The organism is Bradyrhizobium sp. SZCCHNS2022 (assembly GCF_032377575.1).
Classification (GTDB): Bacteria; Pseudomonadota; Alphaproteobacteria; order Rhizobiales; family Xanthobacteraceae; genus Bradyrhizobium; species Bradyrhizobium aeschynomenes.
Genome location: NZ_JAUHHZ010000001.1, coordinates 6,279,721 through 6,304,374, shown reverse-complemented (window position 1 = coordinate 6,304,374; position 24,654 = coordinate 6,279,721). Strand labels below are relative to the sequence as shown.

The 24,654-nt window shown below is 66.2% G+C and carries 21 protein-coding genes; 14 read left to right on the top strand and 7 right to left on the bottom strand.

Annotated elements, in window-relative coordinates; translation table 11 throughout:
• Positions 1–50: 50 nt before the first annotated feature.
• A complete protein-coding gene (locus tag QXZ94_RS28225; RefSeq protein ID WP_315723932.1) occupies positions 51–1,349 on the top strand; it encodes a flavin-dependent oxidoreductase in 1,299 nt (432 codons plus the stop codon).
• Between the two features lie 317 nt (positions 1,350–1,666).
• Here the strand turns inward: QXZ94_RS28225 and secA are convergent, their stop codons facing one another.
• Positions 1,667–4,519: a preprotein translocase subunit SecA gene (secA, locus tag QXZ94_RS28220; protein ID WP_315723930.1), complete on the bottom strand. Its 2,853-nt coding sequence runs from the start codon at positions 4,517–4,519 to the stop codon at positions 1,667–1,669.
• Between the two features lie 393 nt (positions 4,520–4,912).
• On the opposite strand from secA, the gene QXZ94_RS28215 reads away from it, so the two are divergent.
• Together QXZ94_RS28215 and argJ are read left to right on the top strand one after the other, a co-directional pair.
• The gene (locus QXZ94_RS28215) at positions 4,913–5,812 is read left to right on the top strand and encodes a peptidylprolyl isomerase (RefSeq protein WP_315723928.1); all 900 of its coding nucleotides are present in this window, start codon (positions 4,913–4,915) and stop codon (positions 5,810–5,812) included.
• A gap of 284 nt (positions 5,813–6,096) precedes the next feature.
• A complete protein-coding gene (gene argJ, locus QXZ94_RS28210; protein ID WP_315723927.1) occupies positions 6,097–7,338 on the top strand; it encodes a bifunctional glutamate N-acetyltransferase/amino-acid acetyltransferase ArgJ in 1,242 nt (413 codons plus the stop codon).
• Positions 7,339–7,404: 66 nt separating this feature from the next.
• Here the strand turns inward: argJ and QXZ94_RS28205 are convergent, their stop codons facing one another.
• On the bottom strand, positions 7,405–8,733 hold the full coding sequence (locus tag QXZ94_RS28205) for a TadE/TadG family type IV pilus assembly protein (protein ID WP_315723925.1): 1,329 nt from the start codon (positions 8,731–8,733) through the stop codon (positions 7,405–7,407).
• Positions 8,734–8,927: 194 nt separating this feature from the next.
• On the opposite strand from QXZ94_RS28205, the gene QXZ94_RS28200 reads away from it, so the two are divergent.
• Positions 8,928–9,338, top strand: a complete 411-nt coding sequence (locus QXZ94_RS28200; RefSeq protein ID WP_315723923.1) for a (deoxy)nucleoside triphosphate pyrophosphohydrolase — start codon at positions 8,928–8,930, stop codon at positions 9,336–9,338.
• 152 nt (positions 9,339–9,490) lie between these two features.
• Here the strand turns inward: QXZ94_RS28200 and QXZ94_RS28195 are convergent, their stop codons facing one another.
• Complete coding sequence (locus QXZ94_RS28195; RefSeq protein WP_315723921.1) at positions 9,491–10,348, bottom strand: methyltransferase domain-containing protein; 858 nt, start codon at positions 10,346–10,348, stop codon at positions 9,491–9,493.
• A gap of 78 nt (positions 10,349–10,426) precedes the next feature.
• Between QXZ94_RS28195 and QXZ94_RS28190 the strand changes: the two genes are divergently transcribed.
• The 5 genes from QXZ94_RS28190 to QXZ94_RS28170 all read left to right on the top strand — a co-directional run bounded on the left by QXZ94_RS28190 (position 10,427) and on the right by QXZ94_RS28170 (position 13,459).
• Positions 10,427–11,230 (top strand): ComF family protein, encoded by an 804-nt coding sequence (locus QXZ94_RS28190; RefSeq protein WP_315723919.1) that lies wholly within the window; start codon positions 10,427–10,429, stop codon positions 11,228–11,230.
• Positions 11,231–11,259: 29 nt separating this feature from the next.
• Entirely contained in the window at positions 11,260–11,535 is a 276-nt protein-coding gene (grxC, locus tag QXZ94_RS28185) for a glutaredoxin 3 (protein WP_315723917.1), read from the top strand.
• A complete protein-coding gene (locus QXZ94_RS28180; protein WP_315723915.1) occupies positions 11,532–12,410 on the top strand; it encodes a carbon-nitrogen hydrolase family protein in 879 nt (292 codons plus the stop codon). The genes grxC and QXZ94_RS28180 overlap by 4 nt, the downstream gene beginning before the upstream one ends.
• A complete protein-coding gene (locus tag QXZ94_RS28175; protein WP_315723913.1) occupies positions 12,407–12,889 on the top strand; it encodes a DUF1178 family protein in 483 nt (160 codons plus the stop codon). The genes QXZ94_RS28180 and QXZ94_RS28175 overlap by 4 nt, the downstream gene beginning before the upstream one ends.
• Before the next feature lie 132 nt (positions 12,890–13,021).
• Positions 13,022–13,459: an EamA family transporter gene (locus QXZ94_RS28170; RefSeq protein WP_315723911.1), complete on the top strand. Its 438-nt coding sequence runs from the start codon at positions 13,022–13,024 to the stop codon at positions 13,457–13,459.
• Here QXZ94_RS28170 and QXZ94_RS28165 read toward each other — a convergent pair whose 3' ends face one another.
• The 3 genes from QXZ94_RS28165 to QXZ94_RS28155 all read right to left on the bottom strand — a co-directional run bounded on the left by QXZ94_RS28165 (position 13,460) and on the right by QXZ94_RS28155 (position 16,116).
• Positions 13,460–14,359: a DMT family transporter gene (locus QXZ94_RS28165; protein ID WP_315723909.1), complete on the bottom strand. Its 900-nt coding sequence runs from the start codon at positions 14,357–14,359 to the stop codon at positions 13,460–13,462.
• 478 nt (positions 14,360–14,837) lie between these two features.
• Positions 14,838–15,602 (bottom strand): bifunctional 2-polyprenyl-6-hydroxyphenol methylase/3-demethylubiquinol 3-O-methyltransferase UbiG, encoded by a 765-nt coding sequence (gene ubiG, locus QXZ94_RS28160; RefSeq protein WP_409998571.1) that lies wholly within the window; start codon positions 15,600–15,602, stop codon positions 14,838–14,840.
• Positions 15,603–15,648: 46 nt separating this feature from the next.
• Positions 15,649–16,116 carry a PH domain-containing protein gene (locus tag QXZ94_RS28155; protein WP_315723905.1) on the bottom strand — a complete coding sequence of 156 codons (468 nt, stop codon included), beginning with the start codon at positions 16,114–16,116 and terminating at the stop codon, positions 15,649–15,651.
• Between the two features lie 146 nt (positions 16,117–16,262).
• On the opposite strand from QXZ94_RS28155, the gene QXZ94_RS28150 reads away from it, so the two are divergent.
• The 5 genes from QXZ94_RS28150 to QXZ94_RS28130 all read left to right on the top strand — a co-directional run bounded on the left by QXZ94_RS28150 (position 16,263) and on the right by QXZ94_RS28130 (position 23,690).
• Entirely contained in the window at positions 16,263–17,519 is a 1,257-nt protein-coding gene (locus tag QXZ94_RS28150) for an aspartate kinase (RefSeq protein ID WP_172114461.1), read from the top strand.
• Positions 17,520–17,820: 301 nt separating this feature from the next.
• The gene (gene ptsP / locus QXZ94_RS28145; RefSeq protein WP_315723903.1) at positions 17,821–20,088 is read left to right on the top strand and encodes a phosphoenolpyruvate--protein phosphotransferase; all 2,268 of its coding nucleotides are present in this window, start codon (positions 17,821–17,823) and stop codon (positions 20,086–20,088) included.
• Between the two features lie 60 nt (positions 20,089–20,148).
• Positions 20,149–21,234, top strand: a complete 1,086-nt coding sequence (prfA, locus tag QXZ94_RS28140; protein WP_315723901.1) for a peptide chain release factor 1 — start codon at positions 20,149–20,151, stop codon at positions 21,232–21,234.
• 193 nt (positions 21,235–21,427) lie between these two features.
• Positions 21,428–22,315, top strand: coding sequence for a peptide chain release factor N(5)-glutamine methyltransferase (gene prmC, locus QXZ94_RS28135; protein ID WP_315723899.1), 888 nt, complete (start codon positions 21,428–21,430; stop codon positions 22,313–22,315).
• A gap of 544 nt (positions 22,316–22,859) precedes the next feature.
• Positions 22,860–23,690 carry a DUF4167 domain-containing protein gene (locus tag QXZ94_RS28130; protein WP_315723897.1) on the top strand — a complete coding sequence of 277 codons (831 nt, stop codon included), beginning with the start codon at positions 22,860–22,862 and terminating at the stop codon, positions 23,688–23,690.
• Positions 23,691–23,776: 86 nt separating this feature from the next.
• Here the strand turns inward: QXZ94_RS28130 and QXZ94_RS28125 are convergent, their stop codons facing one another.
• Positions 23,777–24,562: a class I SAM-dependent methyltransferase gene (locus QXZ94_RS28125; RefSeq protein ID WP_315723895.1), complete on the bottom strand. Its 786-nt coding sequence runs from the start codon at positions 24,560–24,562 to the stop codon at positions 23,777–23,779.
• Positions 24,563–24,654: the final 92 nt, after the last annotated feature.

Sequence of the window (24,654 nt, the reverse complement as noted above, 5' to 3'; positions counted from 1 at the left end):
TGTTCCGCTTTCGAGTTCACGCGCGACGCACCATGCCTAGGACTAGCCCCATGACCGACCTTCCTGTCCTCATCGCCGGCGGCGGCATCGGCGGCCTTGCAACCGCGCTGACCTTGCAGCAGATCGGCGTGCCCTGCGTCGTCTATGAGAGCGTGCGCGAGATGCGGCCGCTGGGGGTCGGCATCAATTTGCAGCCCAACGCCGTGCGGGAGCTGTATGACCTCGGCATCGGGCCTGATGATCTCGACCAGGTCGGCGTGCCCGCGAAGGAATGGGCGCTGGTCGGGCTGAACGGCAACGACATCTACTCCGAGCCGCGCGGGCTGCTCGCCGGCTACAACTGGCCGCAATATGCCGTGCATCGCGGCAAGCTGCACATGCTGCTGTACAGCCGGCTGGTGCAACGTGCGGGCGCCGCCACCGTGCGGCTCGGCAGCCGCGTCGCGGGCTACGAGAAGAATGCGGATGGCACCGTGACGGCGCGCATCGAGCATGCCGATGGCTCGCGCTCGGAGCAGCGCGGACGCCTGCTGATCGGCGCCGACGGCATTCATTCGGCGGTGCGCGCGCAGATGCATCCCACGCAGCCGCCGATCCATTGGGGCGGTGCGGTGATGTGGCGCGGCGTCACCTGGGCGAAGCCGATGCGCACCGGTTCGTCCTTCGTGGGGCTGGGCACCCACCGGCATCGCGTCGTGGTGTATCCGATCTCGCATCCCGATCCCAAGACGGGGCTGGCGCTGATCAACTGGATCGCGGAAGTGACGATGGACAACACCGAGGGCTGGAAGCAGACCGGCTGGTTCCGGCAGGTGCCGACAGCCGAGTTCGCGCGTCATTTCGCGGGCTGGACCTACGACTGGCTCGACGTCCCCGCGCTGATTGCGGGCGCCGACGGCGCCTATGAGAACCCGATGATCGACCGCGATCCGGTCTCGACCTGGGTCGACGGCCCGGTCGCGCTGATGGGCGACGCCGCCCATGCGATGTATCCGACCGGCAGCAACGGCGCGAGCCAGGCGATCGTCGACGCCCGCGTGCTCGGCACCATGCTGCTGGCGCACGGCGTCACCCCGGCGGCGCTCGCAGCGTATGACGAGAAGCTTTGCGGCCCGATTTCGGCGGTCATCCTGCGCAACCGTGGCGCGGGCCCGTTCGGCCTGCTCAACCTGGTCGACGAGCGCTGCGGCGGCAAGTTCACCAACATTGACGAGGTTGTGCCGCCGGCCGAGCGCGAGGCTTTCATGGCCAACTACAAGAAGGCCGCGGGCTTTGCGATCGAGCAGCTCAACACGGCGCCAAGGACGATCGCGGAAGGCGCGCAGGTCGACGCCGCCAAGGCGGCCTGATCCCTCCTCGGAAGCTGTGTGATCCACTCTCGGTGTCGTCCCGGGCAAGCACGTCGGCGCATCGCGCCGATGTGCGCCGACACTCGAGATCGATACTCCCAGTTTGACGTAACAGGCACGCTGGAGCGACCAGCCTGCGTCACCACATCATCCTGTGGTTATGGATCCCGGCGTTCGCCGGGATGACAGCGGTGATTTGGCGCGCAGCTCGCGCAACAGCGTCATTGCGAGCGAAGCGAAGCAATCCAGAGTCGTTGGCGGGACTCTGGATCGCTTCGCCGACGCTCGCGATGACGATGGTGAGGGGGCGGCCGCGCTTACGCGTACCGCCCGTGGCAGTGCTTGTACTTCTTGCCGCTGCCGCAGGGGCAGTCCTCGTTGCGGCCGATCTTGCCCCAGGTCGTGGGGTCGTTCGGGTTGCGCGCTTCGGCTGGGACCGGGGCGGCGCCCGATGAGGGCACGAGCGACACGTTGGCGAAGGCCATCTCGTCCTCACCCGTGTTCGGATCCGCATGATGCGCCTGCATCGGCGGCAACACCGGCTGCTGCTCCTCCGGCGGCACGATCTCGACGCGCATCAGCTGCGCGGTGACGGCCTCGCGCAGATGCGCGATCATCGCCTCGAACAGCGTGAAGGCTTCCGACTTGTACTCCTGCAGCGGATCGCGCTGGCCGTAGCCGCGCAGGCCGATGACCTGGCGCAGATGGTCGAGCATCACGAGGTGCTCGCGCCAGAGATGGTCCAGCGTCTGCAGCAGGATGGTCTTCTCGACGTAGCGCATCACGTCGGGACCCCATTGCGCGACCTTGGCGGCCATGCGCTCGTCGGCATGGGTCTCGATGCGCTTGAGCAGCTCCTCGTCGGCGATGCCCTCTTCCTTGGCCCAGTCCTCGACCGGCAGGTCGAGGTCGAGCACGCGCTTCAGCTCCTCCTTCAGGCCGGCGACATCCCACTGCTCGGCATAGGCATGCTCGGGCACGTGCTTGCTGACGAGATCGTCGATGAAGGCGTGGCGCATGTCGGTGATGGTCTCGACCACGCTCTCGTCCTGCATCAGCTCGACGCGCTGGTCGAAGATCACCTTGCGCTGGTCGTTCTGAACGTTGTCGAATTTGAGCAGGTTCTTGCGGATGTCGAAGTTGCGCGCCTCGACCTTCTGCTGTGCCTTCTCCAGCGCCTTGTTGATCCAGGGGTGGATGATGGCCTCGCCTTCCTTCAGGCCGAGGCGGGTCAGCATGCTGTCGAGCCGGTCGGAGCCGAAGATCCGCATCAGATCGTCTTCCAGCGACAGGAAGAATTTCGAGCGGCCGGGATCGCCCTGGCGGCCGGAGCGGCCGCGCAGCTGGTTGTCGATGCGGCGGGATTCGTGGCGCTCGGAGCCGATGATGTAGAGGCCGCCCGGCTTCGTCACGGTCTTGGCCGCCTTGGAGCCCTTGGCCGGCTCGATCTCGACGGTCTCCTCGGCCTTCAGCACGATCTCGCGGAAGCGGGCGATGTCGGCCTTGATCTGCTCGATCTTGGCGGCCTTCTCGGCCTCGTCGGTGATGCCAGCGGCCTCCTGCTGGATGCGCATCTCGAGCGAACCACCCAGCTTGATGTCGGTGCCGCGGCCGGCCATGTTGGTTGCGATCGTGATCGCGCCGGGCACACCGGCCTCGGCGACGATGTAGGCTTCCTGCTCGTGGAAGCGCGCGTTCAGCACCGCGAACAGTTTGGCCGGCTTGCCGGCGCGGGCCGCCGCGTAGAGCTTGTCGAGCGCGCGCTCGCTGCCGAAATCGATCTGCTTGTAGCCGTGCTGCTTCAGATAGGCGGCCAGAACCTCGGACTTCTCGATCGACGCCGTGCCGACCAGCACCGGCTGCAGGCGTGAATTCGCGCGCTCGATCTCGGCGAGGATGGCGGCGTATTTCTCCTGCTGGGTGCGATAGACCTCGTCGTCCTCGTCGAGACGGGCGACCGGCAGATTGGTCGGGATCTCCAGCACTTCCAGCTTGTAGATGTCGAACAGCTCGTCGGCCTCGGTGGCGGCCGTGCCGGTCATGCCGGCGAGCTTGGAATACATGCGGAAGTAGTTCTGGAAGGTGATCGAGGCCAGCGTCTGGTTCTCGGGCTGCACCGGCTGGTGCTCCTTGGCCTCGAGCGCCTGATGCAGGCCTTCCGAATAGCGGCGGCCCGGCATCATGCGGCCGGTGAACTCGTCGATGATCACCACCTCGCCGTCGCGGACGATGTAGTCCTTGTCGCGGGTGAACAGGGTGTGGGCACGCAGCGCCTGGTTGATGTGGTGCACGACGGAGACGTTCTCGACGTCGTACAGCGACTCGCCCTTGAGCTGGCCGGCATCGCGCAGCAGGGTCTCGATCTTCTCCATGCCGGCCTCGGTCAACGTGACCGTGCGCTGCTTCTCGTCGACCTCGTAGTCGGTCTTGTCGAGCTTGGGCACGAAGGTGTCGATGGTGTTGTAGAACTCGGAACGGTCGTCGAGCGGACCGGAGATGATCAGCGGCGTGCGCGCCTCGTCGATCAGGATCGAGTCCACCTCGTCGACGATCGCGAAGAAGTGCCCGCGCTGGACCATGTCCTCCAGACGGTACTTCATGTTGTCGCGCAGATAGTCGAAGCCGTATTCGTTGTTGGTGCCGTAGGTGATGTCGCAGGCATAGGCCGCCTTGCGCTCGGCATCGTCGAGGCCATGCACGATCACGCCGGTGGTGAGGCCGAGGAAGCCGTAGATCTGGCTCATCCAGCCGGCGTCGCGGCGGGCGAGGTAATCATTCACCGTCACGACATGGACGCCGTTGCCGGCCAGCGCGTTGAGGTAGACCGCCAAGGTCGCGACCAGCGTCTTGCCTTCGCCGGTCTTCATCTCGGCGATGTCGCCTTCGTGCAGCACCATGCCGCCGATCAGCTGGACGTCGAAATGGCGCTGGCCGAGGGTGCGCTTGGAGGCCTCGCGGACGGTGGCGAAGGCCGGGACCAGGATGTCGTCGAGCGTCTTGCCGTCGGCGAGCTGCTTCTTGAACTCCTCGGTGCGCGCCTTCAGGGCCTCGTCCGACAGCTTGGCGAGCTCCGGCTCCAGCGCGTTGATGGCGTTGACGCGGGACTGGTAGCCCTTGACGCGGCGGTCATTGGCGGAGCCGAAAAGCTTACGGGCGAGCGCGCCGATCATTGCTGAAATCCTGCCTCTAATGGGTCTGCGTTGCAGCCGTAACTCATGGTTTGGGTTTGCTGTTCCCGGCGTGATGCACCGCAGCAGCCGCGCCAGGCTCGAACGTCGGCGCCATCAGGCGGCCGTCAGATGAGTGGGAGACGAGCAAACCAGGGTTCAACGGCCAAAAACGCAGCAAAATAAGCGCTATCGCCCTTGAAGCGATCGGGCAGAGATATGGCTGGGGGGGAACGTTGTCAACGGCGCCCGACACCAGGACATCCGCCCCGAACCTGTCGCCGATTTCACGAAATTGACAGACTTTTCGCGTTGCCAAGGCACGACGATTGGGCGAGTGTCCCCGCCGCCCAGAGGTAACGCCCCTCGAGCCCCTCTTCAGAACAAGGATTTTCCATGACCACGTCGTTCCCGGTTACGAAAACCGGCCTGCGCTTCGGCCTAGCCACCGCTCTCGCCGGCAGTCTCGCATTGTCCCTGCTGGTCGCCCCCGCGCGCGCCGCCGACGATGCCAACCCGGTGCTGGCCAAGGTGAACGGCGCCGAAATCCGCAAGAGCGACGTCACGCTCGCGGAGGAGGAGCTCGGGCCGAGCCTCGCCCAGATGGATCCGGCGACCAAGGACGAGAACGTGCTGTCGTTCCTGATCGACATGAAGCTCGTCGCCAAGGCGGCCGAGGACAAGAAGGTCGGTGACAGCGAAGACTTCAAGAAGCGCCTCGCCTTCACCCGCAACCGCCTGCTGATGGACAGCCTGCTCGCCAGCGAGGGCAAGGCCGCGACCACGCCGGACTCGATGAAGAAGGTCTATGAGGAGGCTTCCAAGCAGATCGGCGGCGAGCAGGAGGTGCATGCGCGCCACATCCTGGTCGAGACCGAGGACGAGGCCAAGGCCGTCAAGGCCGAGCTCGCCAAGGGCGCCGACTTCGCCGAGCTCGCCAAGAAAAAGTCGAAGGATCCGGGCGCGTCGGATGGCGGCGACCTCGGCTTCTTCACCAAGGAGCAGATGGTGCCGGAATTCGCCAACGTCGCCTTCGCGATGGAGCCGGGCAAGATCTCCGACCCGGTGAAGACGCAGTTCGGCTGGCACATCATCAAGGTGGAAGAGAAGCGCAACCGCAAGCCGCCGGAGTTCGACCAGGTCAAGAGCCAGATCGAGACCTACGTGACCCGCAAGGCCCAGGCCGACTATGTCAGCAAGCTGCGCGAGGCGGCGAAGATCGAGCGCATGGACAAGCCGGCCGCCGATGCCGCCAAGCCGGCGGACGCGAAGCCGGCCGAGCCGGCGAAGAAGTAAGCGGTTTGCTCCGCTTGAGGCGCGCCGGCGTCAGCTCGTAAGACAGTCGTCAGAGAGCCGTCACCGCCGCGTCACAACAGGTGTCGTCCCGGCCTTGAGCCGGGACCCATACCGCGTGATGTTGGGAATGGGCACGCGGCTCATACCGCGGATCACGACGAAATCCTGTGGTTATGGATCCCCGCGTTCGCGGGGATGACACCGTGGGTGTTGCAAGCCTCTCCCGTATCATTGACCGAGATGATACAGAGCGCTTCCCGCCAATCCTGCCGGAAGCCTCTCCGATGTCCTCAGCCGTCTCCCCGCTCGCCCCGACCGAAGTCCCCGAGATGCCGGCGCTCGCCGGCGTCAGGCTCGCGACCGCCGCGGCGGGCATCCGCTACAAGAATCGCACCGACGTGCTGCTGGCGCTGCTCGATCCCGGCACCACGGTCGCCGGCGTGTTCACGCTGTCGAAATGCCCGTCGGCCCCGGTCGAATGGTGCCGCGCCAAATTGAAGGGCGGCAAGGCGCGCGCGCTGGTGGTCAATTCCGGCAACGCCAACGCCTTCACCGGCAAGACCGGCAAGCAATCGACGGCGCTGACGGCCGCGATCGCCGCCAAGGCGGTCGGCTGCAAGCAGGACGAGATCTTCCTCGCCTCCACCGGCGTCATCGGCGAGCCGCTTGACGCCACCAAGTTCGACGGCGTGCTCGAGGGCCTCGCCGGCACCGCCGCGCCTGACGACTGGATGGGCGCCGCGCGCGCCATCATGACCACCGACACCTTCCCGAAGGTCGCGACCGCCACCGTGAAGCTCGGCAAGGCCAAGGTGACGATCAACGGCATGGCCAAGGGCGCCGGCATGATCGCGCCCGACATGGCGACGATGCTGTCGTTCGTCTTCACCGACGCGCCGATCACGGCGCCGGCGCTGCAGGCGCTGCTCAAGGCCGGTGTCGAGGACACGTTCAATGCGGTGACGATCGACGGCGACACCTCGACCTCCGACACCCTGCTCGCCTTCGCCACCGGTGCCGCCGCGGCGAAGGGCGCGCCGAAGATCAGCCGCGCCAGCGACCCGCGCGCGAAGGCGTTCGTGAAGGCGTTCAACGCCGTGCTGGCCGACCTCGCCGAGCAGGTCGCCCGCGACGGCGAGGGCGCGCGCAAGCTGGTCGAGATCATCGTCGAGGGCGCCAAGAGCAAGCCGTCGGCGCGCAAGATCGCCATGTCCATTGCCAACTCGCCGCTGGTGAAGACCGCGATCGCCGGCGAGGACGCCAATTGGGGCCGCGTCGTGATGGCCGTCGGCAAGGCCGGCGAGCCGGCCGATCGCGACAGACTGTCGATCTCGTTCAACGGCATCCGCGTGGCGTCGAAGGGCGCGCGCGATCCGTCCTATGACGAGGCGGAGGTCTCCAAGGCCATGAAGGCGCAGAAAGTTCAGATCAAGGTCGCGCTCGGCCTCGGCAAGGGCCGCGACCGCGTGCTGACCTGCGACCTCACCAAGGAGTATGTCGCGATCAACGGCGACTACCGCTCCTGAGCCGACTGGCTGCAACTGAACTGGCTGCAACTGAGGAGCGCCCCCTCGGAGGCGCCCTGCAATCGCTCAACTCGCGATCCGGGCGTCGGCGACCGCTCTGTCGAACAGCTTCCTCAGCGCTTCGGCGATGCCCTGGGTAGGAGACACCTCGGTGTAGTATCCGTCAGACGCGCAAGCTTGCATGTTCTGCGCAATCTCGCTGTTCGGCGACGGCCCGAACGGACCCTTGTTGAAGGGATCGATCCAGCTCATGTACCAGCTGTTGGTCGGCAGCTGCAGATAGGTCGTGTAGAGCACGGCGATCTTGATGCCGCGGTTCTTCAGCGCGGTGCACAGCGCCGGATTGAGCGGCGACTGGCATCGGTTACCGCTCGCCTTCGCCTTCAGGCAGGCCGCATTGCTTTCGTCGGCAACGCCGTCGGAGACGAAGAACAGGTATTTCAGCGGCGAGCCCGTGGTGCCGTCACCGGGCGTCGAGATCTCGTTGTTGATCGCCGGGAACACAGTCGAGAACGGCGTGTCTTTGTCGGCGGTATAGGCATCGTTGTTGCCGTAGACACCCATCAGGTCGATATTCCCGGCGGCGCTCTTGGCGCTCGACAAATTGGACGACAGCGCGAACAAGGAGCGCAGGCCGATCGTCTTCGACGCCGCGCCGAAATCGTACAGCGCCATGCGGAACTGATTGGGATAGGTCTGCGTGGCCGCCGCCTTGTCCATCAGCTGCTGGGTGGCGCTGCGCAGCACGTCGATGCGCGTGGTGACGCCAAGCTTCTTCGCAAGATTATAGTAGTTGTTGGAATCATTGTAGTCGTGGCAGGCGAAGGCACACTTGTCGGACGTGTTGTTGACCATCTTGGTCACATCGTCGGGCGTGGCCGCGACGCCCATCGAGGGCGAATTGTCGAGCAGCAGGTAGAAGTCGATGTATTTCGGCATCGAGGCCTTCGCCGTCGACGAGCCCTGCAGCGTCATGGTCTTGAACCCGACGATGCTCATGAACAGCGTCGGCACCGTGGCCGAGAACGACACCGTGGCGCTCACGACCGAGCCCGACTTCTTCACGTCCGGCGTGAGACTGTTCAGCGTATAGCCGGACGTCCCGGACATGTTGCCGTTGAAGATCTTGCGCGCATCGTCGTTTCCGACCGCGATCGGGCCGTCGCCGGTCATGGAACCCGCCGCGATGAAGGCCGGCGCGGTCCTCGACACCGCGCCGACGGACGCGGCGTCCACCGCCGCCTGCAGCTTGGCCCGCATCTGGTTGTTCCGGCTGTAGTCGATGCCACAGCCGACCGCCGTGATCACCGGCACGCAGACGATGGCGAAGGTCACGGCAACATTGCCGCTGACGTCGCGGCGCAAGCGGGCGAGCAGGTCAGTTAAAAATCGCATGAAAGATGCCTAACGAACCATGAGGAAGCCACGACTGACACCCGTGAAAATACGCGTGAGCCAATTAAGGTTGGCTTATTTCAATCGTGGAAAGACGGCTCGAAACGGCTTAGGTTAAGAAATCCTCACCAGCGCAGCCGGCTCGTTCAGTCTGAACCAGCGGTGGCGTGCGCTCCCAGCCACCCGACCGGATCATGCCCGACTTGAAACTCACCCTCGTGGTCGCCTGCGCCCTCGTCGATGCCGACAATCGCGTGCTGCTGGCGCAGCGGCCGCCCGGCAAGACGCTCGCGGACCTCTGGGAGTTTCCCGGCGGCAAGCTGGAGCCGGGCGAGCGCCCCGAGGCCAGCCTGATCCGCGAACTCGACGAGGAACTCGGCATCACCGTGCGCGAGGCCTGCCTTGCGCCGCTGACGTTCGCGAGCCACGCCTATGAGACGTTCCACCTGCTGATGCCGCTGTACATCTGCCGGCGCTGGGAAGGCGTGGTGACCGCGCGCGAGGGCCAGCAACTGGCCTGGGTGCGGCCGAACAAGCTGCGCGACTATCCGATGCCGCCTGCGGACATTCCGCTGCTGCCGCATCTGATCGATTTGCTGATGTGAGCCGCTGCGCCCGTCCCCACCCTCACTCGTCATGCGCGGGCTTGACCCGCCTGCGGGGCCGAAGCCCTTCGGCGCGGCGAAGGCCCGCGCATCCATCATCCTGCGAAAAAGAGGATGGATCGCCGGGTCAAGCCCGGCGATGACGAGTGTAGCTAGTCGCCCTCATTGGAGTGCGGCACACGCTTCACCGCCGCCTCCAAACTCGCCGTCGCCGAGCCCGGCTTCAGCGGCTTCTGCTGGCTGTCATGCGGCGACCAGCCGGAGATCCAGATGATGTCGAAGGTAGCGCGGATACGGCCGTCGGGGTCGGCGAAGCGCTCGGCATAGATCTCGGCCATGCGCAGCAGGGTCGCGCGCCGCAGCGGCGTGCGGCGGCGCTCGACCAGGCTGTTGGCCGCGCCCATGCGGCGGAGATCCTGCATCAGACCGAAGGCGCTGCCATAGCGAACCACGACCCGGTCGACATCGGTCACAGGCAGCGCGAAGCCCGCCCGCTGCAACAGGCCGCCGATGTCGCGCAGATCGGCAAACGGCGCAACCCGCGGCGACACGCCGCCTTCGCATTCGGCCTCGGCCGCCGCAAAACTCTGCCTGAGCTCGGTCAGCGTATCGCCGCCGATCATCGCCGCGAGCAGCAGCCCATCCGGGCGCAGGGCGCGGCGGATCTGCACCAGCAGCCCGGGCAAGTCGTTGACGAACTGGAAGGCCAGCGCCGACAGCGCCAGGTCGAGCGATTGCGGCGTCAGCGGCAACCGCTCATCGGCCGTGTCGGGTGGAGCAATATGCGCCAACTGCGAGATGGACCCAGGCAGATATGGCTTCAGTCCTGCACCAGGGGTCCAGACGTCGGCGACATCCGTGAAGGTCCGGTTCACCGCGGCCAGACGATCGCCGAGATCCTCGGCAACGCGCTCCAGCAGGAATGTCTCCGGCCCGTGCGCAGCCCGCCGTTGCCTGCGCGCAAGCAGGTGTCGATCGAACAGGACGGGGGCTGTGGCAGGCTGGGTCATGGGGGCTGGTTACGCCGATCCTTCGGGGCGAGCAATGCGCCGCTTGAGCCGGGCCGGTCGCGGCGCTAGCGTCAACAGATGGGTGTGACCTTTGCTCCAATCAGCGCGGGGCGAATCCGTGCAGCCGCCAACGCGCTGCATGGGGGCCTCGCTCATGTCGCCAAGCTCGCGCTCGACATCGCCTTGCCGACGCTGTGCATCTCCTGCCGCGAGCCGGTCGATGGCGAGGGTGTCTGCGCCGCCTGCTGGGGCAAATTGTCGTTCATCGAGCGGCCCTATTGCCCGAAGCTCGGCATTCCCTTCGTCTACGACCCCGGCCCCGAACTGTTGTCGATGGAGGCGATCGCGGCGCCGCCGGCCTACGCCCGCGCCCGCGCCGCCGTGCGCTACGACGAGGTCGCCCGCACCCTGGTGCATCAGCTGAAATATCAGGACCGCACCGATCTGGCGCCGATCATGGGCCGCTGGATGGCCCGGGCCGGCCGCGAGCTGCTTGCCGAGGCCGATCTCGTGGTCCCCGTACCCTTGCACTGGCGGCGTGGCTTTTCCCGCCGCTACAACCAGTCCGGCGCGCTCGCCCGTGTGATCGCCCGATCCAGCGGCGTCCGCCTGCAGGGCGACGCGCTCCGCCGCGTGCGCGCGACGGAGCAGCAGGTCGGGCTGTCGCGCCCCCAGCGCGCCAGCAATGTGCAGGGCGCATTCCAGGTATCTCCAGACCGCCTGCATGACGTGCAGGGTCGACGCATCGTCATCGTCGACGACGTCCTGACCACCGGAGCGACCGTCGATGCCTGCGCCCGCGCCCTGCTCCGCGCCAAGGCGGCGGAGGTCAGCGTGCTGGTCTTCGCCCGGGTTGTCGATGCGCCCCGCGCTCCCATATAATCTGACGTTCCGTAACAGCTGAGCGCGACATGACCGCTGCGATCGAAATCTATACCCGTCCGGGATGCGGCTACTGCACGGCCGCCAAATCGCTCCTGACCCGCAAGAACGTTTCTTTCACCGAGCACGACGCGGGCAAGGATCCGAACGTCCGGCAGCAGATGTATGACCGCGTCGGCCCGGGCTCGACCTTTCCGCAGATCTTCATCGGCAAGACCCATGTCGGCGGTTGCGACGATCTCTATGCGCTCGATCGCGAGGGCAGGCTCGACGCCATGCTGGCCGGAGACAAGGCGACGTCATGAGCAACGACCGCAGCTTTACCGCCGCCATGGTGCAGATGCGCACCTCGCTGCTGCCCGAGCCGAGCCTCGAGCAGGGCACCAGGCTGATCCGGGAAGCGGTCGCGCAGGGCGCGCAATACGTCCAGACGCCCGAAGTGAGCAACATGATGCAGCTCAACCGGACGGCGCTGTTCGAGCAGCTCAAGAGCGAGGACGACGATCCCTCGCTGAAGGCCTATCGCGCGCTGGCCAAGGAGCTGAACATCCATCTGCACATCGGATCGCTGGCGCTGCGCTTCTCGGCAGAGAAGGCGGTGAACCGCTCCTTCCTGATCGGGCCCGACGGCAACGTGTTGGCGAGCTATGACAAGATCCACATGTTCGACATCGACCTGCCGGGCGGTGAGAGCTATCGCGAGTCGGCGAACTACCAGCCGGGCGAGACGGCGGTCATCAGCGATCTGCCGTGGGGCCGACTGGGTCTCACCATCTGCTACGACGTCCGCTTCCCGGCGCTGTACCGCGCGCTGGCCGAGAGCGGCGCCTCGTTCATCAGCGTGCCCTCGGCGTTCACCCGCAAGACCGGCGAGGCGCATTGGCACACCCTGCTGCGCGCCCGCGCCATCGAGACCGGCTGCTTCGTGTTCGCCGCCGCGCAATGCGGCCTGCACGAGAACAAGCGCGAGACCTTCGGCCATTCGCTGATCATCGATCCCTGGGGCGAAATCCTCGCCGAGGGCGGCGTCGAGCCCGGCGTGATCCTGGCGCGCATCGATCCGTCGCGTGTCGAGAGCGTGCGCCAGACCATCCCCTCGCTGCAGCACGGCCGCCGCTTCGGCATCGCCGATCCCAAGGGCGGCCCCGATTATCTGCACCTGGTGCGGGGCTCGGCATGATCCGCTACGCGCTGCGCTGCGAGCGTGATCACACGTTCGAAAGCTGGTTTCAGACCTCCTCGGCTTACGAGTCGCAGGTGAAGCGCAAGCTGGTGGAATGCCCGACCTGCGGCTCGACGAGGATCGAGAAGGCGATCATGGCGCCGCGCATCGTCAGCAACAAGGGCCGCGAGGCAGTCCCTGTCCCCTCGGCTCCCGCGCCGGTGCCGGCGCAGGAGGTGATTCCGCCGGGATCGACATCGCTGATGATGGCGCAGGAGCGCGAGCTGCGCGCCAAGCTCAAGGAGCTGCGCGACCACATCGTCAAGAACGCCGACGACGTCGGCGAGCGCTTCCCCACCGAAGCGCGCAAGATGCATTATGGTGAGACCGAGCACCGGCCGATCTACGGCGAGGCCTCGCTCGATGAGGCCCGCGAGTTGATCGAGGAAGGCATCGAGGTCGCACCGATCCCGGTGCTGCCGGACGATCGGAATTGACGGGCGAAGTCCGTCATTCCGGGGCACCTGCGCAAGCAGGTGAACCCGGAATCTCGCGAAACGAGCGCCGCATCAAATCTCGAGATTCCGGGTTCGGACGCGTTGCGTCCGCCCCGGAATGACGGAGCAAGGATGTCCCCCCTCTCCTCCTCCTGGCAGCTCTGGGCGCTGCTCTCCGCATTCTTCGCCGCGCTCACCGCCATCTTCGCCAAGGTCGGCGTCGAGGGGCTGAACTCCGACCTCGCCACGCTGATCCGCACCGCGATCGTGCTGGTGACCTTGGCGCTGATCCTGTTTGCGACAGGCCAGCTCACCAGCCCAGGCCCGATCTCGGCCAAGAGCTGGATCTTCCTGACGCTGTCGGCGCTTGGCACCGGCGCGTCCTGGCTGTGCTATTTCCGCGCCCTGAAGCTCGGGCCCGCGACCCTGGTCGCGCCGATCGACAAGCTCAGCGTCGTTCTGGTGGCGCTGTTCGGCGTCGTCTTTCTCGGCGAGCGGCCGAGCCTGCAGGGCTGGATCGGCATCGCGCTGATCGCATCGGGCGCCGTGCTGATTGCGATCAAAGGCTGATTACACCGCAATCAGCAGCGCCACGCCGGCCACGATCAGCGCGATGCCGACGATCTCGCGCAGCGAGACCGGCTGCTTGAACGAGTAGTACGACACCCCTTGCGCGAACAGCACCTCGACCAGCGCCAGCGTGCGGACGTTCGCCGCGGCCGTCAGTGCAAACGCCAGGAACCAGAACTGCGAGGCGAAGGCGCCGACGAAGCCCGCCATCATCGACGGTCGCCACAGCGACAGGATGCCGCGCAGGATGTCCGGCGCGCGCGCCAGCAGATAGACGGTCAGGATCGCCGTCTGCACGAACAGGCCCCAGACCAGCGTGGTGGACGCCGCCGTGACGAAGGACACGCCGTCGACGGTGATGATGGCGCCGCGAAAACCGACGGCCGACAACGCGAACGCCGCGGCGGCGACCAACCCCGTCACAGTCGGCTTCAACTCGGCAAAGCTCTTTTCGCCACCCGGCCGGAGCGCGGTGATGACGACGCCGATGGTGGCGATCAGGATCGCGATCACCTTTGGAAGCGAGAGCGGATCACCGAGGAAGATGAAGCCGAAGATCGCGGTCTGGATTGCCTCTGTCTTGAGATAGGCGGTCGTGACCACGAAGGACCGATCGGTCATCGCCAGCAGCATCAGGCCGGTGGCGATGATCTGGCTGAGCGCGCCGAGCAGCAGCCACGGCCAGAAGCTTGCGGAGGGCCATGGCAGACGGTCGCCGGTCGCCAGCAGCACCGCCGTCAGGAACACCAGCGAGAACGGAAAGCCGAACAGGAAACGGATATTGGTCGCGCCCCAGGTGCCGAGCCTGGCCGTCAACGACCGCTGCATCGCGTTGCGCGCGACCTGGCCGGCGGCGGCGACGAGGGTGAAGGGGATCCAGAGCGAGGTGATGGAGAGCATGGGGGACACGGCGTCTGTGAGGGCCGGCCACCGTGACCAGCGCGAAGCGCAGGGTCAACAGCGCAGGCGGCAGTTCAGCCGCATGTCAGGATTGCAAGTCGCAAGATCGCCTCTCGACCTCGGGGGAAAAAGCAAGTCCCAGCGACTCATGCTAAGTTCGCGCCACGCAACCGGTGTCGTCCCTGCCAACGCACTAGGGTTTCTACACGATTTGGAGGGCCTTGCCGGCAACGAGGATTTGGAAGCGGGTCATTCCGTTGTGAAAGGTGATTGGCCCGGGAGGCCGGTGCGAGGCGTAGCCGGTCCATCCCCCAAGCTTTGCGATAATCCATGCCGCCCACTCGAGGGCGTTGGGTCGATGCGGGTTCTCCTGAAGCCTGGTCCTGCCTTTCATGGTTTTGTTGTGCGTTCGCAGGGACGACACCGGCGGTGGAGTGGCAGTCGGGCTGAACCAGCGACGCGAAGGACCGGCGCTCCGCTACACCATCTGCTCCGCGACCATCATGTAGTTCACGTCCATGTCGGCCGACAGGCTCCAGCGGTCGGCGAAGGGGCTGTAGACGACGCCGCTCTGCTCGGTGATGACCAGGCGGTTGTCGAGCAGGTATTTCGTCAGTTCGTCCGGCGTGACGAACTTGCTCCATTCATGGGTGCCGCGCGGCAGCCAGCGCAGGACGTATTCGGCGCCGACGATGGCGAGCGCAAAACTCTTCCAGTTGCGGTTGAGGGTCGAGACGACCATCAGGCCGCCCGGCTTCAGCACCGCCGCACAGCGGCCGAGGAAGGCGCCGACGTCGGTGACGTGCTCGACGACCTCCATCGCCAGCACGATGTCGAAGCGCTCGCGCGGGTCCATCTCCTCGATGGTGGTGCAGCGATAGTCGATGGAGAGGTGCCCCTTCTCGGCATGCAGCTTGGCGGCAGCGATGTTGCTCGCCGAGGGATCGACGCCGACGACCTGGGCGCCGAGCCGCGTGAACGGCTCGCACAGCAGGCCGGCGCCGCAGCCGATGTCGAGCATGCGCAGGCCCGACAGGCAGTTGAGGCTCTTGGCGTTGCGCTCGAACTTCCGGCAGGCGGCATCGCGAATGTAGGTCAGGCGCAGCGGATTGATCTTGTGCAGGGGCGCCATCTTGCCCTTGGGGTCCCACCAGGTCTCGGACAATTTCGAGAATTTTGCGATCTCGGCAGGGTCGACGGTCGAGCCTGGAGAAACAGGGCTGCTGCGGGAATCCTGAGGCATTGTCATCGGTGATTACTCAATGATCGAAGCTGGACGCGGCGGGGCGCTAACGCGCCGTGATGGCGTTCCGGAACGCCAGCGGCTCCGCGATGGTCGAAATGGTTTCCTTGCCCTCGCCCACACCCAAGATGGTGACGTCGCCATAATTGAGAAGTCGTCCCATGATGGTCTGGTTGACGTCGACGCTCTCGACCTTGTCGAGCGCCATCTCGAAGGTACGGCGGCGGATGAAACCGGTTTTGTGGACGACCCGGCGATTGGTGACGTCGGTCTCGGTCGTCAGGCGGTGGAACCAGGCCCTGACCGTCCAATACAGGCCCACGACGGCGATCACGGCGGAGGTGGCCAGGCAGAGCATGACGAGATTGTCATTCACGGTCGTGCGGGAGAGGAGGAGCAATCCAAACACGACGATCCAGGCCCCGATCGCCGGAAGGTAGAACATCCAGTGCGCATTGGTCGAATACAGCACCTTCTCGCCGGGTTGCAGGATTTCGTCGATGTAACGCGCCATACCAGTCCTCTACCCCACTCCGTCACCGCAAGGAACCGTCTTGCCCCCAGCCGCGCCGCTATGTATACGCGCGTTTCGGCTGGCGCGCCTCCGGTTTCCGCGCGAGCCGGTCAACTTATCCTCCTGATGGGAATGAGCGCGTCGTCATGGGTCGCCTCGTGCTGAAATTCGGCGGCACATCCGTCGCCAACATCGACCGCATCCGCAACGTCGCGCGCCACGTCAAGCGCGAGGTCGATGCCGGTCATGAGGTCGCCGTGGTGGTCTCGGCGATGTCCGGCAAGACCAACGAGCTGGTGGCCTGGTGCACCGAAGCCTCGCCGATGCACGACGCGCGCGAATACGATGCCGTGGTGGCCTCGGGCGAGCAGGTCACGTCGGGCCTGCTGGCGATCGTGCTGCAGAGCATGGGCATCCAGGCCCGCTCCTGGCAGGGCTGGCAGATCCCGATTCGCACCAGCGACGCCCACGCCTCGGCCCGCATCGTCGGTATCGACGGCTCCGAACTGATCCAGCGCTTCCAGGAGCGCAAGGAAGTGGCTGTCATCGCCGGCTTCCAGGGCATCAATCCGGATACGAATCGAATCACCACGCTCGGCCGCGGCGGCTCGGATACCTCTGCGGTGGCGATCGCGGCCGCCATCAAGGCCGACCGCTGCGACATCTATACCGACGTCGACGGCGTCTACACCACCGATCCGCGCGTGGTGCCGAAGGCCAAGCGGCTCGACAAGATCGCCTTCGAGGACATGCTGGAGCTGGCGTCCCAGGGCGCCAAGGTGCTGCAGGTCCGCTCGGTGGAACTGGGCATGGTCCACAACATGCCGATCTTCGTCCGCTCCTCATTCGACAAGCCCGAGGATATCGACCCGCACGCCAACCAGCCGCCGGGGACGCTGATCTGCAGCGAGGAACAAATCATGGAAAATCACGTCGTGACCGGCATCGCCTTCTCCAAGGACGAGGCCCAGATCTCGGTGCGCCAGATCGAGGACAAGCCGGGAATCGCCGCCTCGATCTTCGGGCCGCTGGCGGACGCCAACATCAACGTCGACATGATCGTTCAGAACGTCTCCGAGGACGGCAAGACCACCGACCTGACGTTCACCGTGCCGGCGACCGACTATAACCGGGCCCGCGAGACCATCACGGCGGCCAAGGACAAGATCGGCTACCAGCGCCTGGATACCGCGACCGACGTCGCCAAGGTGTCGGTGATCGGCTCGGGCATGCGCAGCCATGCCGGCGTCGCCGCCAAGGGCTTTGCCGCACTCGCCGCCCGCAACATCAACATCCGCGCGATCACGACCTCCGAGATCAAGTTCTCGGTGCTGATCGACGCCGCCTATACCGAACTGGCCGTCCGCACGCTGCATACGCTCTACGGGCTCGATCAGGCCTAGAAAATCCTCCTCCGTCACGCCCGATGTCCCGTTCTGTAACAGCGGGACATCGCGCAGACGTGCGCGAAAGCCGTTGACGCCGCCGCCGGTGGCAGGCGTTTTGCTTGGCAAAACAAGCCCTAATTCGCTATACGCCTCGCAGGATGGCTGCCGCGAACTGTGCTCCAGTGATGGTTGTCCTGATTCGACCCGGCAGCTTCGGCGTGTAACGAGGTCGAATCAAGAAAGCTGTTCGATTTCGCGAGTTTAGCGCCAGTCCGGTCAACCGCCGGAGTGGTCCCAGGAAGGGGGATTGTGCCACATGCGAAGCACGTCGGGAGGCCCCCGCGTCCTGCTCAGACGGCTTCGCGAGACCATGGCGGAGCAGGTCTCGGCACAGGAGCGGCTCGACAAGATCGTGGTGCTGATCGCGGCCAACATGGTCGCGGAGGTCTGCTCGGTCTATGTGCTGCGCGTCGACAACACGCTCGAACTCTACGCCACCGAAGGTCTGAACCGCGACGCCGTGCACATCACGGTGATGAGCGCGCATGAGGGCCTGGTCGGCCTCGTCGCCAGCGAGGCCACCCCGCTCAATCTGAGCGACGCACACAGCCACCCGGCCTTCTCCTATCGCCCGGAGACCGGCGAAGAGATCTACCATTCCTTCCTGGGCGTGCCGATCCTGCGCGCCGGCAACACGCTCGGCGTTCTGGTGGTGCAGAACCGCGCCAAGCGCACCTATGTCGAGGAAGAGGTCGAGGCGCTGCAGACCACCGCGATGGTGCTCGCCGAGATGATCGCCTCCGGCGAGCTCGCAGCGCTGGCGCAGCCCGGCGCGGAGCCTGCGGTCCGGCATTCGATTCACAAGACCGGCGCGGTGCTGTCGGACGGCATCGCACTCGGCCATGTCGTGCTTCACGAGCCGCGCGTCGTCGTCAACAACTACATCGCCGAGGATCTGCCCAAGGAGATCAAGCGGCTCGATGCGGCCTTGGTGAAGCTGCGCGCCGATCTCGACCGCATGCTGGAGCGCGGCGACGTCGCCGATGGCGGCGAGCATCGCGAGGTGCTCGAAGCCTATCGCATGTTCGCCAACGATCAGGGCTGGTCGCACAAGCTGCACGAGGCCGTGGCCACCGGCCTCACGGCCGAGGCCGCCGTCGAGCGCGTGCAGTCCGACACCCGCGCCCGCATGCTGCGCTCGACCGATCCTTACTTGCGCGAGCGGCTGCACGACCTCGAGGATCTCGGCTATCGGCTGCTGCGCCAGCTGGTCGGCCAGGACCACGCGCCGCGGCGCGAGCACCTGCCCGACAACGCCATCCTGATCGCACGCGCGATGGGTCCAGCGGCGCTGCTCGATTACGACCGCAAGCGGCTGCGCGGCCTCGTGCTGGAGGAAGGTACCGCCAATTCGCACGTCGCGATCGTGGCGCGCGCGCTCGGCATTCCCGCCGTCGGCGAGGTGCCGAACGCGCCGGGCATCGCCGATCCCGGCGATGCCATCATCGTCGACGGCACCTCCGGCTCGATCTATGTGCGGCCGTCGTCGGAGATCGAATCCGCCTATGCCGAGCGGGTGCGCTTCCGCGCCCGCCGTCAGGCGCAATATGGCGAGCTGCGCAACAAGCCCTGCGTGACCAAGGACGGCCAGCCGATCGAACTGATGATCAACGCCGGTCTGGTCATCGACCTGCCGCATATCGAGGACACCGGCAGCGCCGGCATCGGCCTGTTCCGCACCGAGCTGCAGTTCATGGTCTCGGCCAGCCTGCCGCGCTCCAGCGATCAGCTCGCGCTATACCGCACGGTGCTCGACGCCGCGGGCAACAAGCCTGTCACGTTCCGGACACTCGACATCGGCGGCGACAAGGCGCTGCCCTACATGGAGACCGTGATCGAGGAAAATCCGGCGCTCGGCTGGCGCGCGATCCGCCTCGGGCTCGATCGTCCCGGCCTGCTCCGGGGACAGATCCGCGCGCTGCTGCGCGCCGGCGGCGGCCGCTCGCTGCGCATCATGTTCCCGATGATCTCGGAGGTCGCCGAGTTTGACACCGCCAAGGCGATCGTCGAGCGCGAGCTGACCTATCTGCGCCAGCATGGCCACACGCTGCCGGAGCGCGTCGACGTCGGCACCATGCTCGAGGTCCCGGCGCTGCTGTATCAGCTCGACGAGCTGCTTTCGAAGGTCGACTTCATCTCGGTCGGATCCAACGATCTGTTCCAGTTCCTGTTCGCGGTCGACCGCGGCAATGCCAAGGTCTCGGAACGGTTCGACACGTTGTCGACGCCGATCCTGCGGGCCCTGCAGGAGATCGTGCGTAAGGCCAAGGCGGCCAAGCGCTCGGTGTCGCTATGCGGTGAGATGGCGTCGAAGCCGATCGGCGCGCTGGCGCTGATCGCGCTCGGCTACCGCTCGCTGTCGCTGTCGGCGACCGCGCACGGCCCGGTCAAGGCGATGATCCTCGAGCTCGACGCCGCCAAGGCCGAGGCGAAGATGGCCGAGTGGCTGGCGGCACCGGCGGGCAGCTTCTCGATGCGGCAGAAGCTGACCGAATTCGCCGAGAGCGAAGGCCTGGCGCTGTAGCGGGCCTGTCGCACCGCGCGTCTTCCCTTCGTATTGTTTGCTCCTAGATCAGATTGCATCATGTCGTCGCTTCCCGAAGCCAAACTGGACGTTCTGCTCGCGCACCACGCCTCGCTCGAGGCGGAGCTGCTCGGCCAGGTCAATTCCGACCGCTACGTGCAGATCACCCGCGAGCTCGCCGAGCTCAATCCGCTGATCGAGGCGGTGAAGGCTTATCGTGCAGGAGTCAGAGAACTCGCCGACACCGAGGCGTTGATCGCAGATCCCGAGACGGATGCCGAGATGCGCACGATGGCCGAGGCCGAGCGCGACGAGCTGATCGCGCGCCGCGGCGAGCTGGAGCAGAAGATCCGCGTCGCGCTCTTGCCGAAGGATGCGATGGACGATCGCAACGTGGTGCTCGAAATCCGCGCCGGCACCGGCGGCGACGAGGCCTCTTTGTTCGCCGGCGACCTGTTCAGGATGTATGAGCGCTTCGCGAGCCTGCAGGGCTGGAAGGTCGAGGTGATCTCGGCGTCCGAGGGCACCGTCGGCGGCTACAAGGAAATCATCGCCGAGGTGCAGGGCCGCGGCGCCTTCGCCAAGCTGAAGTTCGAATCCGGCGTTCACCGCGTGCAGCGCGTACCCGACACCGAGACGCAGGGCCGCATCCACACCTCGGCGGCGACGGTCGCCGTGCTGCCGGAGGTCGAGGACGTCGACGTCGACATCAAGCAGGACGATCTGCGCATCGAGACCATGCGCGCGCAGGGCGCCGGCGGCCAGCACGTCAACAAGACGGAATCGGCGATCCGCATCACGCATATTCCCACGGGCATCGTGGTGATGATGCAGGACAGCCGCTCGCAGCATAAGAACCGGGCGTCGGCGATGAACATCCTGCGCTCGCGCATCTATGATGCCGAGCGGCAGAAGGTGGATGCCGCACGCTCGGCCGAGCGCAAGGAGAAGGTCGGCTCCGGCGACCGCTCCGAGCGCATCCGGACCTATAATTTCCCGCAAGGGCGCGTCACCGACCACCGCATCAATCTGACGCTGTACAAGCTGCCGCAGGTGATCGCCGGCGAGGCTCTGGGCGAGCTGATCGACGCGCTGACGACGGAGCACCAGGCCGCGCAGCTCGCCGCGCAAGGTGCTGCGGCGTGATGATCGCGCGCGCATTGCGAGAGGCGATGCGACGCTGCCGCGACACACTCCGTGTCGTCCCGGCGAACGCCGGGACCCATAGCCGCCGGCTGCAGTGGCTGGCACAGACGGCCACTCCGACTGCCCGTCCCGCGCCTGCACGGCGTATGGATCCCCGCATTCGCGGGGATGACCCGTGGAGAGAGACGGCGCGATGACGGAGATCGTCGCCGGGGCAACCATCGATGCGGCCCGCCGCACGTTGGCGGCGCGCCTCGCAGCCGCGGGGCTCGATTCGCCCGAACTCGACGCGCGGCTGTTGGTGGGGCACGCGATGCAGCTCGACCTCACCGGACTGGTGATGCACGGGCAGCGACATCTGTCGCAAGAGGACGCACAGCGCCTCGACGTGCTGGCCGTGCGCCGACTGGCCGGCGAACCGGTGGCGCGCATCCTCGGGACCAGAGAGTTCTGGGGCCTCGAGCTGCAATTATCAGCCGATACGCTGGTGCCGCGCCCGGACACCGAGACCGTCGTCGAGCTGGCGCTTGAGCATCTCGCGGCCGGCGGCGACCTCAAGCGGCGGCTGCGCATCGCCGATCTCGGCACCGGCTCGGGCGCCATCCTGCTGGCGCTGCTGTCCGAGCTGCCGCGGGCCTATGGCGTCGGCACCGACATCAGCATCGCCGCGCTCGAGACTGCCCGCGACAACGCGCAGGCGCTCGGCCTTGCCGACCGTGCCGGCTTCGTCGCCTGCTCCTTTGCCGCCGCTCTGCAGGCGCCGTTCGATCTGATCGTCTCGAACCCGCCTTACATCCCCTCGACGGACATCGAGGATCTCGCCATCGAGGTCCGCGCCCACGACCCGCGCCGCGCGCTCGATGGCGGCGGCGACGGACTCGATGCCTATCGCGCGCTGATCCCGCAGGCCGCTGGCCTGCTTCGACCTGGCGGCGCCCTGATCGTCGAGGTAGGCGTCGGACAGAGTGGCGACGTCGCAACGCTGATGACGGAAGCCGGGCTGGCGATCGATTCGGCCGGCGTGAGGGCCGATCTGGGCGGCATTTCGAGGGCCGTCATGGCCCTAAAAAAGCTCCGCTAAAGGCCGGCCGAAATGGAAAAAGGTCTTGGAATATCCCCGGGGAGCGACTACGTTCCCTCCATAGCATCGGCGCAGGCCCGCTGAGTGGTATTCACGGAATACCGCCGCGGACGGATGCCAGAGAGCCGCGCCGGGCGATTGGTTCCAGAACGCAGATCTGTTGAGCGCGAGAGCCGGATGGCTGCGCAGCCGACGACTGCAAAGCGAACGAAAGCCTGACTTTGCACTTGAGGTCTTACGCTAAGCAAACTGGGTCGGTCGTGGCGCGCATCGCCCGGGCTGGCTGAATGACGTGGTTCGCCGGCCGAGACGGCTGGTGGGTGGGGAACGCGTTTTGAACGCGCTTTTGTCGAGAGAATCGGCTGTCGATCACATCGGCTTGGGTCGAAGGCATGGGTCGGAACCGGCATCTCGGAACCGGCGGGGCCAGATCGTCCCTTTGGACCGCGCGCGGGCGCCGGGCGGCGAGGCGGTATTTCAACACGGTATCGGTATTCCGATGACAATCAGTGCTCCTAACGCAGGGTTGGAATAAAGGCAGGACATGAGAAACGGTCAAAACAACAAGCGGATGCGCAACCGGAATAGCGGTAACAATAATAACAACAACCGGCGCGGCCAGAATCCGCTGACCAGAGTGTTCGAGTCCAACGGGCCGGACATCAAGATCCGCGGCACTGCCTCCCATGTGGCCGAGAAATACGTCCAGCTTGCCCGCGACGCCCGCTCCTCGGGCGATCCCGTTGCCGCCGAGAACTACTATCAGCATGCCGAGCACTATTTTCGCCTGATCGCCGCCGCCCAGGAGCAGTTCCGGCAGAACCAGCCGCAGCCGCGCTCGACCGAGGACCTGACCGTCGACGACCTCGACGATGACGGCGAGAGCTTCTCGAATTTCGGCCAGGAGCCCGGCTTCGTTCCCGCCCAGCCGCAGCCCCAGCCCTTCATGCGTGAAGGCGGCCAGCGCGAGCGCGGTGACAACCAGCCCTATCAGCGCGACCAGCAGCAGCCGCGTGAGCACCGCGAGGCGCGTGAGCATCGCCAGCCCCGAGAGCATCGGGAGCCGAGAGAACCCCGGGAGCCGCGGGAGCATCGCGAGCCTCGTGAGCAGCGCGACCCCCAGGAGCAGCGCGAGCATCGCGAACGCCCGCAGCCTGCCCAGTATCAGCCACAGCCGCAGCCCGTGATTGCCGACAGCGGCGTCGATCGCCTGCCGTCCTTCATCACCGGTCCCCAGCCGCAAATCGCCAACGCCCCGGCGGCCTTCGAAGGCGCTGCCGAGCGCTACCCGCGCCGCCGCCGCCGTCCGCACGGCCCGCGCCCGGAAGCCGCTGCGGCGCCAGCGCCGAGCGAGGACCTCAATCCCGGCGAATGATCGTTGCTGACAGATTGAAGAAGGCGGGCGGGCAATTTGTCCGCCCGCTTTTTTGTTCAGCCGTTCCCTCGACGAGGCCGGCGCGATCAATCATCCGAGGCGGCATTGGCGCCGCGATTGGAGCCAAGATTGGACTCGAGACCAGATCCTTGGGTCGACGGCGCCGGCGCCAGCACCGGTTCGAGCCGCGGGATCAGCCGGATGCGCTCGCGCCGGGCGGGAATGACACGATAGACCTGCTTGGTCGCCTCGACGATGTGGACGCCGGCGAACGGCAGCGACAGCGCCGCGCCGACCCGCTCCCAGGCCATCGCCGATTTCAGGAACCAGCCGCCGACCGGCGGCATGAACAGCGCCTCGCCCCAGGCGCTCGGCGTGAACCAGGTCTGGCGCAGCAGCTGCGTGATCTGCGAGCGGGAATAGGGCCGGCCATGGCCGAACGGGGTGTTGTCGGTCCTGGTCCAGACACCGCGCCGGTTCGGAATCACGATGATCACGCGCCCGGTCGGCGCCAGCACGCGCCAGACTTCGCGCAGCAACCCGGCCGGATCGTCCGACATTTCCAGGGCGTGAACGATCAGGATGCGGTCGACAGCCGAATCCGGCAGCGGCAGCGAGAACTCGTCCACCAGTGAGGCCAGGGTCGGCCGCGCCGTCGGCCATTTCAGCACCCCCTGCGCCGCCGGCATGAAGGCGATGCAGCGCTCCGAATCTTCACGGAACAGTCCGAGATAGGGCGTCGGGTAGCCGATGCCGAGCACGCGCTGTCCGGCCGCGCTCGGCCAGCGCGCGCGGATGCCGCGGTTGATCAGGAGCCGCGCGACGATCCCGAGGCGACCCGAATAGAAATTCCGCAGATCGATCACGTCCATGGCGTCAATGTACCATGCGGATGCGGCCTGCCGCGCGTCCAATATTGCGTTGCGCCTGCACCGTTAACGCCATATCTCTGCCGCCTGTATCG